Source organism: uncultured Allobosea sp., from assembly GCF_945956895.1.
Taxonomy (GTDB): Bacteria; Pseudomonadota; Alphaproteobacteria; order Rhizobiales; family Beijerinckiaceae; genus Allobosea.
This window is the reverse complement of sequence record NZ_CAMFJF010000017.1, coordinates 1-15,993: the sequence shown is the minus strand read 5'-3', so window position 1 is coordinate 15,993 and position 15,993 is coordinate 1. Positions and strand designations below refer to the sequence as shown.

Annotated in this window: 11 protein-coding genes and 1 tRNA gene; 7 read left to right on the top strand and 5 right to left on the bottom strand. The window is 66.1% G+C overall.

The annotated features are described in order from the left end of the window. The first annotated feature begins 682 nt into the window (after positions 1-682). The gene (locus Q0Q02_RS12070; RefSeq protein WP_293809694.1) at positions 683-3,427 is read left to right on the top strand and encodes a ribonuclease E/G; all 2,745 of its coding nucleotides are present in this window, start codon (positions 683-685) and stop codon (positions 3,425-3,427) included. Between the two features lie 210 nt (positions 3,428-3,637). On the opposite strand, the gene Q0Q02_RS12065 is transcribed toward Q0Q02_RS12070, so the two are convergent. Further along, a complete protein-coding gene (locus tag Q0Q02_RS12065) occupies positions 3,638-5,884 on the bottom strand; it encodes a mechanosensitive ion channel family protein (RefSeq protein WP_293809692.1) in 2,247 nt (748 codons plus the stop codon). A gap of 139 nt (positions 5,885-6,023) precedes the next feature. Next, positions 6,024-7,214 (bottom strand): pyridoxal phosphate-dependent aminotransferase, encoded by a 1,191-nt coding sequence (locus tag Q0Q02_RS12060; RefSeq protein WP_293809690.1) that lies wholly within the window; start codon positions 7,212-7,214, stop codon positions 6,024-6,026. A 186-nt stretch (positions 7,215-7,400) separates the two neighbouring features. Between Q0Q02_RS12060 and Q0Q02_RS12055 the strand changes: the two genes are divergently transcribed. From Q0Q02_RS12055 to accC, 4 genes are all read left to right on the top strand, one after another. After that, a complete protein-coding gene (locus Q0Q02_RS12055) occupies positions 7,401-8,207 on the top strand; it encodes a DsbA family protein (protein WP_293809689.1) in 807 nt (268 codons plus the stop codon). A gap of 121 nt (positions 8,208-8,328) precedes the next feature. After that, positions 8,329-8,784, top strand: coding sequence for a type II 3-dehydroquinate dehydratase (aroQ, locus tag Q0Q02_RS12050; protein WP_293809688.1), 456 nt, complete (start codon positions 8,329-8,331; stop codon positions 8,782-8,784). A 72-nt stretch (positions 8,785-8,856) separates the two neighbouring features. Beyond that, positions 8,857-9,321 carry an acetyl-CoA carboxylase biotin carboxyl carrier protein gene (gene accB / locus Q0Q02_RS12045; protein ID WP_293809686.1) on the top strand — a complete coding sequence of 155 codons (465 nt, stop codon included), beginning with the start codon at positions 8,857-8,859 and terminating at the stop codon, positions 9,319-9,321. A gap of 41 nt (positions 9,322-9,362) precedes the next feature. After that, positions 9,363-10,724, top strand: coding sequence for an acetyl-CoA carboxylase biotin carboxylase subunit (gene accC, locus Q0Q02_RS12040; protein WP_293809685.1), 1,362 nt, complete (start codon positions 9,363-9,365; stop codon positions 10,722-10,724). Between the two features lie 231 nt (positions 10,725-10,955). On the opposite strand, the gene Q0Q02_RS12035 is transcribed toward accC, so the two are convergent. Further along, complete coding sequence (locus Q0Q02_RS12035) at positions 10,956-12,068, bottom strand: M20 family metallopeptidase (protein ID WP_293809683.1); 1,113 nt, start codon at positions 12,066-12,068, stop codon at positions 10,956-10,958. A 396-nt stretch (positions 12,069-12,464) separates the two neighbouring features. Between Q0Q02_RS12035 and Q0Q02_RS12030 the strand changes: the two genes are divergently transcribed. Together Q0Q02_RS12030 and Q0Q02_RS12025 are read left to right on the top strand one after the other, a co-directional pair. Further along, positions 12,465-12,538: transfer RNA gene (locus Q0Q02_RS12030), tRNA-Gln, on the top strand. Between the two features lie 152 nt (positions 12,539-12,690). Then, positions 12,691-14,658, top strand: a complete 1,968-nt coding sequence (locus Q0Q02_RS12025; protein WP_367275030.1) for a DUF6538 domain-containing protein — start codon at positions 12,691-12,693, stop codon at positions 14,656-14,658. Positions 14,659-14,693: 35 nt separating this feature from the next. On the opposite strand, the gene Q0Q02_RS12020 is transcribed toward Q0Q02_RS12025, so the two are convergent. Continuing rightward, positions 14,694-15,560, bottom strand: coding sequence for a hypothetical protein (locus Q0Q02_RS12020; protein WP_293809679.1), 867 nt, complete (start codon positions 15,558-15,560; stop codon positions 14,694-14,696). A gap of 100 nt (positions 15,561-15,660) precedes the next feature. Then, positions 15,661-15,993, bottom strand: a 333-nt coding sequence (locus Q0Q02_RS12015; RefSeq protein WP_293809677.1) for a hypothetical protein, incomplete at its 5' end; no start/stop codon positions are given.

The following is a 15,993-nucleotide window of genomic DNA, read 5'->3' as shown; positions in this document are numbered from 1 at the left end:
GGCGCATCCCAACGGCTCCAATCAGCGCGGCGGATGCACGAGAACAGTTGAAAAATCCCGTCTCTTGTCACGAGGGTTTAACCATAACGGGGCTGAAATCCTAACAGGGCGTTACCATCTCTCCCGAGAGCCGGGAACCGCCTCCGCGCGCCCTGGCCGAAATGCGGCCGTCATGTGACTTGCAAATCACCATCACCTGTCTGTAATGGAACAGGTTGCTTGTCAGCCTGCCCGAGTGACACATCCGGATCGTGCGATCCGTCGGCGTCCGAAGCAGGCTGGGCTGCCGCTCCAGAACGGAGTGGCGGCAACAAGACGACCGCAACGGATCGTCCGCAGACGGTTGGCATCGGGATTGCGTGTTTTCTGCGCCCTGCCCTGTCTTGCGAGCGTGCAAACGCGATGCGCCTGGCTGTCTGGCCGGAGCATCGCAGGTCAGGACAGATGACGGGGCATAAGACGCCGCTAGCACCATCGGTGAACCGTCCGAACCTGCGGAACTGCGCCGGGCTTGTCGCTCGGATGGCTGTTCCGAGCCGCCTTCCTGTCTCGACCGCTTCCTCCTCCCTCCTGCAACATGCCGGCCTCTGCCGGCCTTCTCGCGGCGCCTCGGCCCGCGGCAGCGGACGAGCGTCCGTAGCCGCGCAGCCCCGTTTGGCGGCCGCGCCAATGGAAATTTCTTATGGCCAACAAGATGCTTATCGATGCCACCCACCCGGAGGAGACCCGGGTCGTGGTGGTCCGCGGATCCCGCGTCGAAGAGTTTGATTTCGAATCCGCCAGCCGGAAGCCGCTCCGCGGCAATATCTACCTCGCCAAGGTGACCCGCGTGGAGCCCTCGCTCCAGGCGGCCTTCGTCGAGTACGGCGGCAATCGCCACGGCTTCCTCGCCTTCTCCGAGATCCATCCCGACTACTACCAGATTCCGGTCGCCGACCGGCAGGCGCTGATCGAGGACGAGGCCCGCGCCGAGCGCGACGAGGAACGCGACGAGGAGCGCCGCGAGAAGCGCGGCCGCCGCGACCGCGGCCGCCGTGGCGATCGCGACAACCGCGCCAAGAAGGCTGCCGCAGACGAGACCGTCTCGGCCGAGCTCGAGGCGACCGCCGAGGACGTCCAGGTCGAGACCGACGGCAAGGAATCCGCCATGGTCAACGAGGGCGCGCCCGCCTTCGGCGAGTTCTTCGCTCCGGACGTCGCCGAATCGACCACTGAGGACGCAGCCCCGAACGCCGCGCCTCTGACCTTCGAGACCGTCGAGACGGCCGTCTCGGTCGAGGAGACTGTTTCGGCGGAAGCCGCCGAGGGCGCAGACGCCGAAGCGCGCAAGCCCTCCGACGAGGACAGCGACGACGAGGACGCCGAAGAGGCGCCAGAGCAGCTCGGCGGCGGCGACGCCCTCGACGACATGCCGGAGCGTCCGCAGCGCCATTCGCGCCGCCAGTACAAGATCCAGGAGGTGATCAAGCGCCGCCAGATCATCCTGGTCCAGGTTGTCAAGGAAGAGCGCGGCAACAAGGGTGCGGCGCTCACCACCTATCTCTCGCTCGCCGGCCGCTATTCGGTGCTGATGCCGAACACCGGCAAGGGCGGCGGCATCTCGCGCAAGATCACCAATACCGAGGACCGCAAGCGCCTGAAGGAAATCGCCCAGGAGCTGGAGGTCCCGGAGGGGATGGGCCTGATCCTGCGCACGGCCGGCGCCTCTCGCACCAAGGTCGAGATCCGGCGCGACTATGAATACCTGATGCGGATGTGGGAAAGCGTGCGCGAGCTGACGCTGGCCTCGGTCGCGCCTGCGCTGGTCTATGAGGAGGGCAACCTCGTCAAGCGCTCGATCCGCGACCTCTACAACAAGGATATCGACGAGGTTCACGTCGCCGGCGAGAGCGCCTATCGCGAGGCCAAGGACTTCATGCGCATGCTCATGCCGAGCCATGCCAAGAGCGTGAAGCCCTACCGCGAGCAGACCCCGCTCTTCGCGAGCTTCGGCGTCGAGAGCCAGCTCGACGCGATGTTCTCGAACACGGTGACGCTGAAGTCCGGCGGCTATCTCGTCATCAACCAGACCGAGGCGCTGGTCGCGATCGACATCAACTCGGGCCGCTCGACCCGCGAGCACAATATCGAGGACACCGCCCTCAAGACCAATCTCGAAGCGGCGGAGGAGATTTCCCGCCAGCTGCGCCTGCGCGACCTCGCCGGCCTCATCGTGATCGATTTCATCGACATGGAGGAGAACCGGAATAACCGCGCCGTCGAGAAGAAGCTGAAGGAGTGCCTGAAGGACGACCGTGCCCGCATCCAGGTCGGCCGCATCTCGGCCTTCGGCCTCTTGGAGATGTCACGCCAGCGCATCCGCACCGGCGTACTCGAATCGTCCTCGGTGCCCTGCCCGCACTGCGCCGGCGCCGGCATGATCCGCTCGACCCCGTCCGTCGCGCTGCAGATCCTGCGCGCGCTGGAGGAGACGCTGATCAAGAGCGCCTCGCACAACCTGACCGTCCGCACCCGGCCGGAGGTCGCGCTCTACGTCCTCAACCAGAAGCGCCCCCACCTCACCGATCTCGAGACCCGCTTCAACATCGCCATCACCATCTCGACCGACGCAAACCTGCTGGGCACGCGCTATTTCGAGGTCGAGCGCGGCGAGTTCGTCGGCAATGAGGGCCGGGTCATCCCGACCAGCTTCAAGGCCGAGGCGATTGCGTCGGATGTCGATGACGAAGCACTCGACGCTGCCGCGGAAGCCGCTGCCCTCGACGCCGAGACCGGCGGCAACGAGACCACCGCGGCCGAGGCGCAGGACCAGTCCGAACGTGGCGAAGGTGAGAACGGCCGCCGCCGCCGCCGCCGCCGCCGGCGCCGGCGCGGCGGTGATCGTGACGAGCAGGGCCAGCAGCTTGAAGGCGCGCAGGCCGATGACGACGCCGAAGGCGACGAGGGCGAGGAAGACGGCGAGAAGGCCGTGACCCCGGCCGTCGTCGAGCCGATCGTCGAAGCGGTTGCCGAGGTCGCGCCGGAGCCGGTCGCCGAGGAGCCTGCGGCCGAGCCGGCCAAGCCGAAGCGCAGCCGCGCCCGCAAGCCGAAGGCCGAGGCCGCCAAGGAGACCGAGGCCAAGGCCGAGACCGTCGCCGCCGAGGCCGCTCCCGCCGAGGCCGAGAAGCCCAAGCGCAGCCGTTCACGCAAGAAGGTCGTGCCGATCACGGAGGGCGGCGAGGCCGCTGCTGAAGCCGCTCCGTCTCCGATCGAGACTCCGGTCGCCGCTCCCGAGGCCGTCGCGGCCCCGGCCGAGCCTGCTCCGGCGCCTGAACCCGCTCCCGCTCGGGCGCCTGCCGAAGAGCCGGTCGCGGTCGTGCTGACGGAGCCGGACCCGAACCGGCCCAAGCGTGGCGGCTGGTGGAACAGGCTTGCCGGTCGCTCCTGACGGCGCCGCCCAGGTCCGAGGAATGAAGAAGCCCGCTGCGATCCGCAGCGGGCTTCTCCTTTTCATGGGCCGGCAGATACTTGGAGGCAGCGTCGAGGTCGCCGCGCCATGGCTGCAGGAGGCTAGGGCATCGGCTCGAAAAGTGGCACGCGGTCTTCGGGAAAAGCCGATGCTCCAGGCCCGACCTGTGGCGACGACAGACTGCCCGTCTCAGCCCGCCGGCACGAGCGGGCTCGGCGGCGGCACGGTCGCGATCGCGGCTGCTGCGCCGGTTTGCGCGCCCCCCTCGCCGCCGCGGACGGTGACGGCATTCGAGGCGAAGGGAATGTGGGCGTCGTTCAATGCGCGATAGACGCGCTTCAGCGACTCGCGCTGCAGCATCGAAGCCTGATTAGGCTTGCCCGTGAACTTCAGCCGGATCACGATCGCTTGGTCGGTGATATCGGCGACGCCCTGCATCTTGAGCTGCGCGATGAAGTGCGGCCCGTATTCGGGGTCCTCCAGCAAGGCAAGGCCCACCTTCTTGATGGCCTTGCGCGCCTGCTCGAGATCGGCCGAATGGTCGAGGCGGACATTGAACTTCACCGTCGCCCAGTCGCGGCTGGCATTGGTCAGCGACTGAACCTGCCCGAAGGGCACGGTATGGATCTGGCCGCTTTGGTGGCGCAATTGCATCGAGCGCAGCGAAATCTTCTCGACCGTGCCCTTGAGCCGGCCGGTATCGACATACTCGCCGACGCGGAAAGCGTCCTCCAGCATGAAGAACACGCCCGAGACGATGTCGCGCACCAAAGCCTGCGAGCCGAAGGAGATGGCGAGGCCGAGGATGCCGAAGCCGGCGAGCAAGGGGCCGATATCGACACCCAGCCGCGACAGCACGATGAGGATGGTGAGGCCGAGCACTGCGCCGAGCACGACGCCGCGCAGCACCGGCAGCACGGTCGCCAACCGGCTCGGCACGCCCTCTTCATGCACCACATCCTCGTCGGTGGGGCCGACGACATGCCGCTTTGGCGTATAGGCCTCGAAGAACGCATGCAGGAAGACGAGCGCCACCCAGCCGGCGAAGGCGAAGATCGCGACGCCGGCCGTCTGGCGCATCACGGCCGCGAACTGGGCCGAGCTGACACCGAGCAGGAGCCCTGCCCAAAGCCGCGCCAGGACGAAGAACCCGGCCGCCCAGAGCACCCCGACGGCCGCCGCTTGCAGGGCCGCGCCGCCAGCGCGCCGCATCGGAGTAGCGCCATGTTCCGCTTCGCGCCGCATCGCATGGCAGCGCATCAGGCTGGCGATCCCGACGGCAAGGATCGGAATGATGACGATCGCCACCTGCGTCATCGCCGAGGCCTCGGCCCAGCGCCCGCCATTCGACATCATCGCAGCGGCACTGCTGACCATCCACAGCAGAACCGTCGTGGCGATGTAGAACCAGGCCGTCCCGGATGCGATCAGCCGCCGGATCGGGCCGGGCTCCGAGGAACTGGAGAGGACGAGCGCCGCGAGATCATGGCGCCCGTCATGGAACCACCAGATCTTGAACAGAGAGATGACCAGCCCGGTCAGTGCGATCAGCCCCGTCACCGGCCGCGGGCCGGCGCTGACGTGTTGGGCGAGCAGGATGCCGGTCACGATCATCGGGGTCAGAATCGCATAGGCGACGAGCCTGCGGAAATGCACCTCGGCGCGCGGCAGCGACATGATCCGCCGGTCCGGCGCGCCGGGGGCGACCAGGAAGCGGCCGACGGCGATGTAGAGCGCGCCGATCGCTGCGCCATTAGCACCCGTCGTCAAGGCGATATTGGCGAGGTCGTTCTCCGGCAGCCAGGCGTTGCGAGCGATCCGCGCCAGGGCCAGGGCGAGCAGGATGGTCGCGACATCCTGGAGCAGCCCCCAGGACGAGGCGATCAGGCGCGGCGTGAATTCAGGCCCCGCCGGGCGCATCTTGCGCGCGAACCAGCGAGCGGTCGCGATCCGGAAGGCGAAGGCGGCGGCGAGCGCAATGCAGATGATCCCGAAGACGCGCCAGCCGGCGGGCAAGCTTTCGCGGCCATTGAGATTGCGCCGCCAGACGCGGCCCCAGTCGGACGGCAATTCGCCGATCGCAGGGATCGAGGCGCCGCCATATTCGACGCCGTCGACGAACAGGTCGACCAAGGCGTTGACCTCAGCCTGGAAGCCTTCCTCGTCTGCCATCGACGGTGCAACAGCAGGTTGAGCGACTGCGGGCTTCGCCTTCTCCGCCGGCGGTGCCGCAACGGGTACTGCCGTCGCGCCGCCGACCCTGATCTCGACCTGCCGCCCCGGCGCGGACAGGGCGTCGACCATCCGGCGGATCGTCTCCGGCGTCTCGTCGCCGCGCAGGTTGAGAACGATCGAGGATTGATCCTCGGCGCCGGCGGGGGTGACCGGCGCGAGAAACATGAAAACAAGCGCGAGCCAGCCGAAAAGAGAGATCATTCCGGCGATGCTTCGCCGCGGCACGGATGCCCCCGATACAGCGACGTTCATGACATGCCTCCGCGCTACCCCACGGCTGCAGAATGGTGGGATTCCGCGAGTTCTGGCAAGGCGTTCTCGCAGCCGCGCGAGTTGTCTCTCAGCGCTTCTTCATCCAGTCGCCGATGCGCGTCACCGCCTCCTCGCACTCGCCGAGCGAGCCGGCGAAGGAGAGCCTGATCGTGCGCGCACCCCGCGCCTCGTCGAAATCGAGCCCCGGCGTGATCGCGACGCCGGCCTCTTCGAGGACGCTGCGGCAGAAGGCCATGGAATCGTTCGAATACCGACCAATGTCGAGATAGATGTAGAAAGCGCCGTCCACGGGCAGGAAATCGCCGAGCCCGATCTCAGGCAGCGCCTTCAGCAGGAAGGCGCGGTTTTCGGCATAGCCCGCCTTGATCGCCTCGCATTCGCCAGTGGCATCGAAAGCCGCCTCGCCTGCCACCTGGCTGAGATAGGGCACCGAGATCGAGAAATTCTGTTGCAGCCGCTCGATCGTGCGCACAAGACGCTGCGGCACCACGAGCCAGCCGACCCGCCAACCGGTCATGCAGTAATATTTGGAGAAGGAGTTGACGACGATCGCGTCCGGATCGGCCGCGAGCGCCGTCGTTGCCGGCGTCTCGTAGGTCAGGCCGTGATAGATCTCGTCCGAGATGTACCAGAGCCCGAGCTTGCGGCAGCAGGCGGCGACATCGGCGATCGCGCCCGGCGTCATCACCACGCCGGTCGGATTGGCCGGGCTCATCGTCAGCACGCCGGCCAGCGGCTTTTCGCGATGGGCGCGTTCGATCAGATCGGGCGTCAGCGCGAAGCGGGTCTCGGGGCCGACCTCGATCGCCACAGGCTCCAGCCCGAGCGCGATCAGGATGTTGCGATAGGCCGGGTAGCCCGGCGCGGTGATCGCGATCCGCGAGCCCGGCTGGAAACAGGCGAGGAAGGTCAGGATGAACCCGCCGGAAGAGCCCGTCGTCACCACGACGCGTTCGGCCGCCACATCGACGCCGTAAGCCTCGCGATAATGGCGTGCGATGCGATCCCTCAGCGAATCCGTGCCGAGCGCCTGCGTGTACCCGATCCGGCCGTGCTCCAGCGCCCGCGCGGCAGCCGCGCGAATCGAGGCCGGCGTCGGCGCCGAGGGCTGGCCGACTTCCATATGGATCACCGAGCCGCCGCGGCGTTCGATCGCTGCCGCCTGGTTCATCACGTCCATGACGATGAAGGGGGCGACGCGCTCGGCCCGCTCGGCGAGGGCAGGCAAGGCGGCGGGCGCAATCAGGGGATTCGACATCGGCTCGTCCAGGTTCGCGAGGCAGCCAGACCGCGTAGCCGAGCCCACGACCCCCTGCAACCATCGGCCGCATCCGCTGGCAGAGCTGTGATTTGACCTCCGCCCCCCGAACACCCACAAGCTCGCGCCCAGACGCGTTGCTTCCGCCTCTGCAATTGCAGCCGGCGGCCTTGAAAGGATGACGAGATGGCTTTCCCGACCCTGACCAGCCTGGCGCGCGCCTGCCTGCGGCCAGCCGCCGTCGCGCTGAGCCTCTGGCTCGCGGCCTCCGCCGCGCCGGCCCTGGCGCAGGGCCAGCCGCTCTCGCCCGAGCAGCGCAAGGCGGTGACCGACCTGATCCGCGAGACGATCCTGAAGAATCCCGAGATCATCCAGGACGCGCTGATCGAGCTGGAGCGCCGCAACACGGTCGCCCAGGCCGATGCCCAGCGTAATGCGGTCGCAGCCGAGAAGGCCCGCATCACCGATCCCGCGACCTCGGTCGTCATCGGCAATCCCGACGGCGACATCACCCTCGTCGAGTTCATGGATTACAATTGCGGCTTCTGCAAAAGGGCGATGGAGGACGTGACCGCGCTCTCCAAGGCCGACCCGAAGCTGCGCGTCGTGCTCAAGGACTTCCCGATCCTCGGCCCCGATTCGGTCGAGGCCAGCCATGTCGCTGTCGCCGTGAAGAACCAGCTCCAGGGCGCGAAGTACTTTGATTTCCACAACAAGCTGATGGCCGTGAAGGGCAAGGTCAACGCCGCCAAGGCGCTCGACATCGCCAAGGAAGCCGGCGCCGATGTCGCCCAGTTGAAGAAGGACATGGAAGCGCCCGCCACCAAGGCCGCGATTGCGGATACCGTCGCGCTCGGCGACCGTCTCGGCCTCACCGGCACGCCGGCCTTCATCATCGGCGACGAGATCGTCTTCGGTGCCGTCGGCCAGGCTGCTCTCAAGCAGAAGATCGACTCGGTGCGTCGCTGCGGCAAGACCGACTGCGCCGGCTGATCGGCTCTTCCAAACAAGCTCCAATGGGCCGGCAGGGTGCTTCAGGCTTCCCCTGCCGGCTCGCAACGTTTATGAGGGCGGCTCCTGCCGCCTGCGCGCGGTGCCGGAATCAACGCTTTCGATGGTCGCCGTCCACGTCCTGAACGGACCCAATCTCAACCTGCTCGGAACCCGCGAGCCCGGAACCTATGGTGCGGTCACCCTGGCCGGCGTCGAGGAACGCCTGCGCCGCAAGGCTGAGACCGCGGGCGTCGACCTCACCTTCCGCCAGACCAATTTCGAGGGTGAGCTCGTCACCTTCATCCAGCAGGCGGGCCTGGCCGGTGCCGGCGTCATCATCAATGCGGGCGCCTATACCCATACCTCGGTAGCCTTGCGCGACGCGATCAAGGGCGTCGATGCGCTGGCGATCGAGGTCCATATCTCCAACGTGCATGCGCGCGAGGAATTCCGGCACCATTCCTATATGGCTCCGGTTTGCGTCGGCGTGATCTGCGGCTTCGGCGTCGCGAGCTATGACCTGGCTTTCGACGCGATCGTGCCGCTGCTGGAAAAGCGGGCGGCGCAAGCCGCCTGAACCTTTTGAACGGGAGCACGGTCGAGACCGTCGTTCCCATCCGAATATCCGAAGAAGACGGTGATACCCGCCATGGCGACCAAGAGCCCAATCGACCCCGAACTTGTCCGCGAGCTCGCCGAGCTCCTGAACCAGACCGATCTCACCGAGATCGAGGTCGAGAAGGGCGATCTGCGCGTCCGCGTCGCCCGCAACATCTCCACGACCGTGCAGGTCCCTGCGGCGGCCCCGATGGTCGCGATGCCGGCCCCGGTCGTCGCTTCCGCCGCGGCCCCCGTCGAGGCCAAGCCGACCGCCGCCCATCCCGGCGCCGTGCCCTCCCCGATGGTCGGCACCGCCTATCGCCGCCCCTCGCCCGATGCCAAGCCTTTCGTCGAGATCGGCAGCGTCGTGAAGCAGGGTGAGCGCATCCTGCTCGTCGAGGCGATGAAGACCTTCAACGACATCGTCGCGCCGCGCGCCGGCAAGGTCACGGCCATCATGGTCGAGGACGGCCAGCCGGTCGAATACGGCGAGCCGCTGCTGGTGATCGAGTGAGCGCGGCGCCTCGCGCCGCCGGGTCCGATTTGGGTTTCAAGATGTTCGACAAGATCCTGATCGCCAATCGTGGAGAGATCGCGCTGCGCGTGCTGCGCGCCGCCAAGGAGCTCGGCATCGCGACCGTCGCGGTGCATTCCACGGCCGACGCCAACGCCATGCATGTGCGCCTCGCCGACGAGAGCGTCTGCATCGGCCCGCCACCGGCCCGCGAGAGCTATCTCAACATCCCCGCCCTGATCGCGGCCTGCGAGATCACCGGCGCGGACGCGGTCCATCCCGGCTACGGCTTCCTCTCCGAGAACGCCCGCTTCGCCGAGATCCTGGAGCGGCACAACATCGCCTTCATCGGCCCCAAGGCTGAGCATATCCGCAGCATGGGCGACAAGATCGAGGCCAAGCGCACGGCGAAGCGCCTCGGCATCCCCTGCGTGCCGGGCTCCGAGGGCGGCGTCGCCGACGAGGCGGAGGCGCTGCGCATCATCCGCGAGATCGGCCTGCCCGTCATCATCAAGGCCGCCTCCGGCGGCGGCGGCAAGGGCATGAAGGTCGTGCGCAACGAGGAGGAGCTTCCCGTCCTGCTCGCCACGGCCCGCAGCGAGGCCAAGGCCAATTTCGGCGACGACGCGGTCTATATCGAAAAGTATCTCGAGAAGCCGCGCCATATCGAAATCCAGGTGCTCGGCGACGGCCGTGGCCACGCGATCCATCTCGGCGAGCGCGACTGCTCGCTGCAGCGCCGCCACCAGAAAGTCTGGGAAGAAGGCCCCTCGCCCGCCCTCAATGCCGGCGAGCGCGACCGGATCGGCGAGATCTGCGCCAAGGCGATGTGCGAATTGCAGTATCGCGGCGCCGGCACGATTGAGTTCCTCTACGAGGATGGCGAGTTCTACTTCATCGAGATGAACACCCGCATCCAGGTCGAGCACCCGGTCACCGAGATGATCACCGGGATCGATCTGGTCAACGAGCAGATCCGCATCGCCGCGGGCGCGCCGCTCTCGCTCAAGCAGTCCGACATCATCATCGAGGGCCACGCCATCGAGTGCCGGGTCAATGCCGAGCATCACGCGACCTTCCGCCCCTCGCCCGGCAAGATCGCCTCGTTCCACACGCCGGGCGGCCTCGGCGTGCGCGTCGATTCCGCCGCCTATCAGGGCTACACGATCCCGCCGCATTACGATTCGCTCGTCGGCAAGCTGATCGTGCATGGCCGCAACCGCGACGAATGCCTGATGCGTCTGCGCCGCTCGCTCGACGAATTCGTCGTGGATGGCGTCGACACGACGCTGCCGCTGTTCCGCACGCTGGTGCGCAATCCCGACATCCTCAACGGCGACTACAACATCCACTGGCTCGAGAAATTCCTCGCCGCCGGTGGCATGGGCGAGCCGGAAGCCTGAGGGCTCCTCCGGCAGTTCCCGAAATGAGAAAGCCCCTCGCGTCGCGAGGGGCTTTTGCTTTCTCATGTCGCGAATTCAATCCGCGAGTCATCCCGGACGCAGCGAAGCGGAGATCCGGGATCCATGCCGGAGCGTTTCCGGCAAAGGTTCAGGAATGGATCCCGGGTCTCCCTCTGGTCGCCCGGGATGACCCGCATTTTCCCGAGAAGCCGTGCGTGAGGCGACGGTGCCTCAGATCGTCTCCAGCAGGCCCTTCATCAGCGCCTGACGCGGCCCGATCGAGGAGATCAGCCCGTATTCCTGCAGCGTATGCGCGCCGTCGCCGTCGATGCCGAGCCCGTCGAGGGTCGGCACGCCGAGCGCGGCCGTGAAATTGCCGTCGGAGCCGCCCCCCGTCATCGGGCAATCCTGCAGGTCGAAGCCGGCATCGGCCGCAACCTTGCGCGCCAGCTCGAACAGCGCGGAGACCTCCGCCGATTTCTCATAGGGCGGACGGTTCATCCCGCCGGTGATGCGCAATTGAACATCCGGATCATGTGGCTTCAGGCTCAGGATGCGGTTCTCCATCATCGTGCCGTCAGCCAGAGTGGTCACGCGGCAGTCGACGCTGAACCAGGCATGCTGCGGGATGACGTTGGCCGCCGTGCCACCACCGACAAGCGCGACGCTCGTCGTGATGCCGCGCGCATAATCGGTCATTCCCTCGATCGCGAGGATCTGGCGCGCCGCCTCGCGGATGGCGCTACGCCCTTCGGCATGTTTCGAGCCGGCATGGGCGGGGCGGCCTTCCAGCCTGACGTCGAAACGGCCGACGCCCTTGCGCGCGGTAACGATCTTGCCGCCTTGCCGCGCCGGCTCGGTGACGAGCACGGCCTTCGATCTCCGGCCGATCTCCTCGATCAGCGCGCGGCTCGTCGGCGAGCCGATCTCCTCGTCCGGTGTAAACAGGAAGACCATTGGCCGCTTGGCCGAGCCTGCGACGGCAACCTGCTTGAAGGCCTGCAAGGCGAGCCAGGCGCCCCCCTTCATATCGTAGACGCCGGGACCGTAGAGCCGGTCGCCATCGATCCGGACCGGCAACTCCTTGGCGCTGGTCCCGACCGGATGAACGGTATCGAGATGCGACATCACGGCAACGCCCGGCTGACCATTGTCGAGCCCGGCACGCAGCACGACCATGTCGCCGAGCCCGTCGCGGCCGGGAATGCGCTCGACGGCGATCGGCAGCCCCGTGATCTCATTCTGGACGAGATCCATCATGCCGCTCACGCCAGCGGGATGGCTGGTGGGACTTTCGAGCGCGACCCAGACGGAGAGCGCGGCGGCGGCTTCTTGCTGATTCATGGCGTGATGTTCTCCGATGAAGCCCTCCGCGCGCAAGGCGGCTTCCATGCGCGGCGCACAGCCCGGAACCGCGAATCCTGGCCTGCACCTGCGAAGAGTCGGGTACTGGCAGGCAAGGGCACGCCATGACGTCCCGTGGGCCGACGCAGCTTGTCGACCATCCGTCGCCGAACCGTTTCGATCAGGAGCGATCTGAGGAGACCTCCGGCTCCATCCTCCGGTCCTTACATCGGGGAGATCGGGGGCGGTCGAGATGCGAAGCAGCGGCAAGGGGTGGTCGGCGACGTTTCTGTGAAGCGTTTTGCACTGAGGGTGAATTCTGCTCTTGCCAAGCCGGATTGCATTGATTAGACCCCGGCTCACCAACGCGGCGCCACACCGAAGCGCCTCTATCGTTGGGGGATCGTCTAACGGTAGGACCCCAGACTCTGACTCTGGTTGTCTAGGTTCGAATCCTAGTCCCCCAGCCATTTGCTCACTTTCTGAGACAAATGGCTCAAGACTCTCAGACATTTGCTGATTTCCTTGAGCTTTTCGCGCGCCTGTTTGGTGCCCTCAAGGCGCATAGGTCCACCGGGCAGGTCCACCGCACTCGCTCTGCGCCAGTCTGGGCCCTTTAACTATGTTCACTCCTTGTACTCGTCAGCGGGGTGCAATTTCCCTGTTTCGGCGGAAGATTCCCCATGACCTGCGAATCAAATTCGGCGCTGCCGAGATCGTCAGGTCGATGGGCCGGGCCACCCCCGGAGAAGCCCGGCGCATGGCATCGGCCCTGTGGCAGGCGACGGAGACACTGTTCATGACGATCCGTGTGAATCCGGCGATGACGCGCGAGGCCGTGCGTGCCATGGCTGAGGCCAGCATCGCCAGCGCGACCTGGACGAAGACCGAGGACGCGATCCTTGAGCGCGTTGCTGCGGGAGTGCCCGAGCATCCTCTTGAGACGGCGACCGATCAGCGCAACAAGATGGTGGGGCTTTCAAGCTTTCTGCGCCAGGCGGTGCGCGAGGGCGCCATCTCGCCCGACTATCCAGCTGATGAAAATCGCACCGCGCTCGTCAAGAATGCGCTGACCCGCGCACGCATTCATGCGGCTGAAGGCTACGCCGACATCTATGCTGCCCTCCCGGCGAGCGGGGACGAAGGCGTCGCGATCGTGTCGGAGGGAGAGGTCGATCTTCCCGCCGACTGCCCGCTGACGACCGCCCAGATTCACGCCAACCTGCGCTCGGCGAAGGTCGGTGATCGTGTCCAGGACAGGATGCCGCATCATTGGGTTATCGGCGGCGCTGCGACAGCGGCGGCGCTCGGCCGCGATCGAGCGCATGACGACGGCTCGGTCGCCGCCTCTATGCCGGGGACCGCGGTTCCAAACTGGGTAGGAAAGCGCCTGTCCGAGGTTTGGCCGATCTTCTTGAACGACGCCGTCGAGAAGAAGCGGATCGACGAGGCTCAAGCGATCCAAGGAAAGAGCACCTACAAGCTGCTGATCGAGTTTTGGGGGGACGTTACGCTCGACCAGATCAAGCGCCCCCATGTTACGAACCTGATCCGGCAACTGCAGAAGCTGCCGTCCCAGTACATCCGAGGCGAGTTTGGCAGGATGCTGAAGGATGGCTGCTCCTTCACGCACATCATCGAGCTCGCTGCGGCCTTGGACCAGGGCAAACCCCATGACCAGAAGATCCCGAAGCTGAAGGGAAAGACGATCAATCGGCACCTCTCACTCTTCAACCTGCTTTGGGAATACGGCATCGACAACGGCGCAATCGCGGCGGGCAGCGAGACGCCGACAAAGGGTCTGTTCCTGCCGGTCGATGGTAATGATGAGGAGGAGGAAGGATCGCTCATTCGCGAGAAGGGGGCTCGCGACATGTGGGAACCCGCTGATCTGAAGACGCTCTTCGCCTTGCCATTTTTCGTCGGCTGTCGCTCGGATCGTGATCGCCTCACAATCGGCAACTGCATTCCGCGCACGCCGCTCTGGTGGGGCGTAATCATCGCGGCGCATCAGGGCATGCGAAGGGAGGAGATCTTCCAGCTGCGTGTCCGGCACGTCGTTCGCGACGAAGAGACCGGCATCTGGTACTTCGACCTCAAGACAGACAAGACGCTGAAGCTGAAGGGCGACAAGCGCCGGGACAAGCCGAGCCGGCGGTTCGTGCCCCTGCACGACAATCTGTTGCGCCTCGGTTTCCTGGCCGCGCGTATCGAGGGGCGTGATCGCGACGAGCGACTGTTTCCGGAAATCAGTGCCGGCAATGCCCAGCGTTCGTGGGGTGCGGCTCCGGGGCGTCGCTTCTCGGACTTCAAGTCGGCCGCCGGGTTTCCCAGCGAGCTCGACTTTCATGCCTTCCGGCACAGCGTCTGCACGCTGCTCTATCGCGCCATCGACAACGTTGCTCACGCCGAGGAATTCGTCGGGCATGCCAGCGCGGCTCGCAAGTCGACGTTCCGGGTCTACAACAAGGGGCAGACGCTGACCGCGCTCAAGGCGGACGTCGATAAGCTGGACATCCCGATCGATGTCGATCGAATCCTCGCGGCGATCGCCAAGGCTCCGCCCGCCAGCTTCGATGATCAGGACTGATCCCGAAGTTGCGGCGACCGCGCCCGCGCTGCACGTCAGCGCGGTCGCGGCTTTGCCACCGTCACGCGTCCTAACCGTTCAAGCTTGGCCGTCATGGTGAGTTCCACTCCGTCGCCGCCGGTCGCATTATCTGAACGCGGTGATGGGCGCCGATGGTCAGGGCGCGATGGCGGAGCGGCATGCTGCTTGGCGGCGGCTTCTGTTCGGCGCGGCTTGTCGAACAGGAGCTTCAGCAGGAAATAGACGAGCCGGGTCGTCCAGACTGCGCCTGCCATGGTTTTATGGCCTTCGCGATTGAGCCTCTGGCATACGTCCATCGGCTTACGGACCTGCTCGCGGGAATACGTCCGAATTAGCGGACCGTAGGTGGCGAGCAGCCGTCCGAGTGTCTCCTCATCGTCGCCGAAATGGCGTAGCTCCGCCTTGGTCAAGTCACCCGTTGGCTCTTTGGCGGGCCTGGGACTGTGCCGTGAACCAGGACGCTTGAGCAGGGTTGCGCTGGTGGAGAGCCGCGTCGTCGGAACCGGAGCCTGATGGCCGGACACCGCGTCCAGATAAGGCTCGACAACCCCGCCGTCGCGAAACTGCATCGGGTGCAGGGTGAGCGGATCGACATAGGAGACCATCCCGTCCTGGTGGCCGATGATGTCGCCTACAGACAGCGGAAGCTCGGTGCTCTGGACCGTAACCTTGAAGGATTCGCGCGCGGTCGTGTCCAGATATTCGCCCGTGACGGTCGAGTTGCTACTACCCGAGGAGACGCTGAGAACGACGACGGGTCGGTATCGGCTTTGGCCTGCTGGCCCAGGCGACTGGGCCAGCATCCCGATGGTGTTTGCCGCCTTGACCAACTCCTGCATGAGCCCGGCGCTGCGTCGCTCAATCGGGCGCATTTCCACCATAGCGTGTCGATCGGTGCAGGGATGTTTGGGCCATGGCGGTCCCAGGTCGTCGAAGAAGACGCGGCTGCCGGCCGCGTTGGCGTAGAAGAAGACCGGCTCGTTACAGACCGGGCACCGGGCGTTCGGGTTGACGTAGCATGCAAGCCTCGATCGAATCCGATGTCGCTGAAGGAGATGCGTGGCGTCGCGAGCCGAAAACAGGCTTTCGACAGAACTCCGTCCTGACCGGCTCGACCAGCCTTTGGCACACCATCCGCAGGGGCAACTCGGATAGTGGTTGTAACCAGGCATCGGCGTCGAAGCTCGCTCTGAACAGGCGTCGCCCAGCCTCGTTGGCGCCGACGCAGAGGTCAATGTCCCTTGCGCCCTTTGTACTTGGGGTGTTGATTTCCGCCGAGAAGTGACCCTGGGTTTCCACTGAGAAGTGACCCGC

Bases quoted from the DNA above. Each gene is read 5' to 3' on its own strand.
- Q0Q02_RS12070 (WP_293809694.1), top strand. From the start codon at position 683: ATGGCCAACAAGATGCTTATCGATGCCACCCACCCGGAGGAGACCCGG.
- Q0Q02_RS12065 (WP_293809692.1), bottom strand. From the start codon at position 5,884: ATGATCTCTCTTTTCGGCTGGCTCGCGCTTGTTTTCATGTTTCTCGCG.
- Q0Q02_RS12060 (WP_293809690.1), bottom strand. From the start codon at position 7,214: ATGTCGAATCCCCTGATTGCGCCCGCCGCCTTGCCTGCCCTCGCCGAG.
- Q0Q02_RS12055 (WP_293809689.1), top strand. From the start codon at position 7,401: ATGGCTTTCCCGACCCTGACCAGCCTGGCGCGCGCCTGCCTGCGGCCA.
- aroQ (WP_293809688.1), top strand. From the start codon at position 8,329: ATGGTCGCCGTCCACGTCCTGAACGGACCCAATCTCAACCTGCTCGGA.
- accB (WP_293809686.1), top strand. From the start codon at position 8,857: ATGGCGACCAAGAGCCCAATCGACCCCGAACTTGTCCGCGAGCTCGCC.
- accC (WP_293809685.1), top strand. From the start codon at position 9,363: ATGTTCGACAAGATCCTGATCGCCAATCGTGGAGAGATCGCGCTGCGC.
- Q0Q02_RS12035 (WP_293809683.1), bottom strand. From the start codon at position 12,068: ATGAATCAGCAAGAAGCCGCCGCCGCGCTCTCCGTCTGGGTCGCGCTC.
- Q0Q02_RS12025 (WP_367275030.1), top strand. From the start codon at position 12,691: ATGTTCACTCCTTGTACTCGTCAGCGGGGTGCAATTTCCCTGTTTCGG.
- Q0Q02_RS12020 (WP_293809679.1), bottom strand. From the start codon at position 15,560: ATGGTGGAAATGCGCCCGATTGAGCGACGCAGCGCCGGGCTCATGCAG.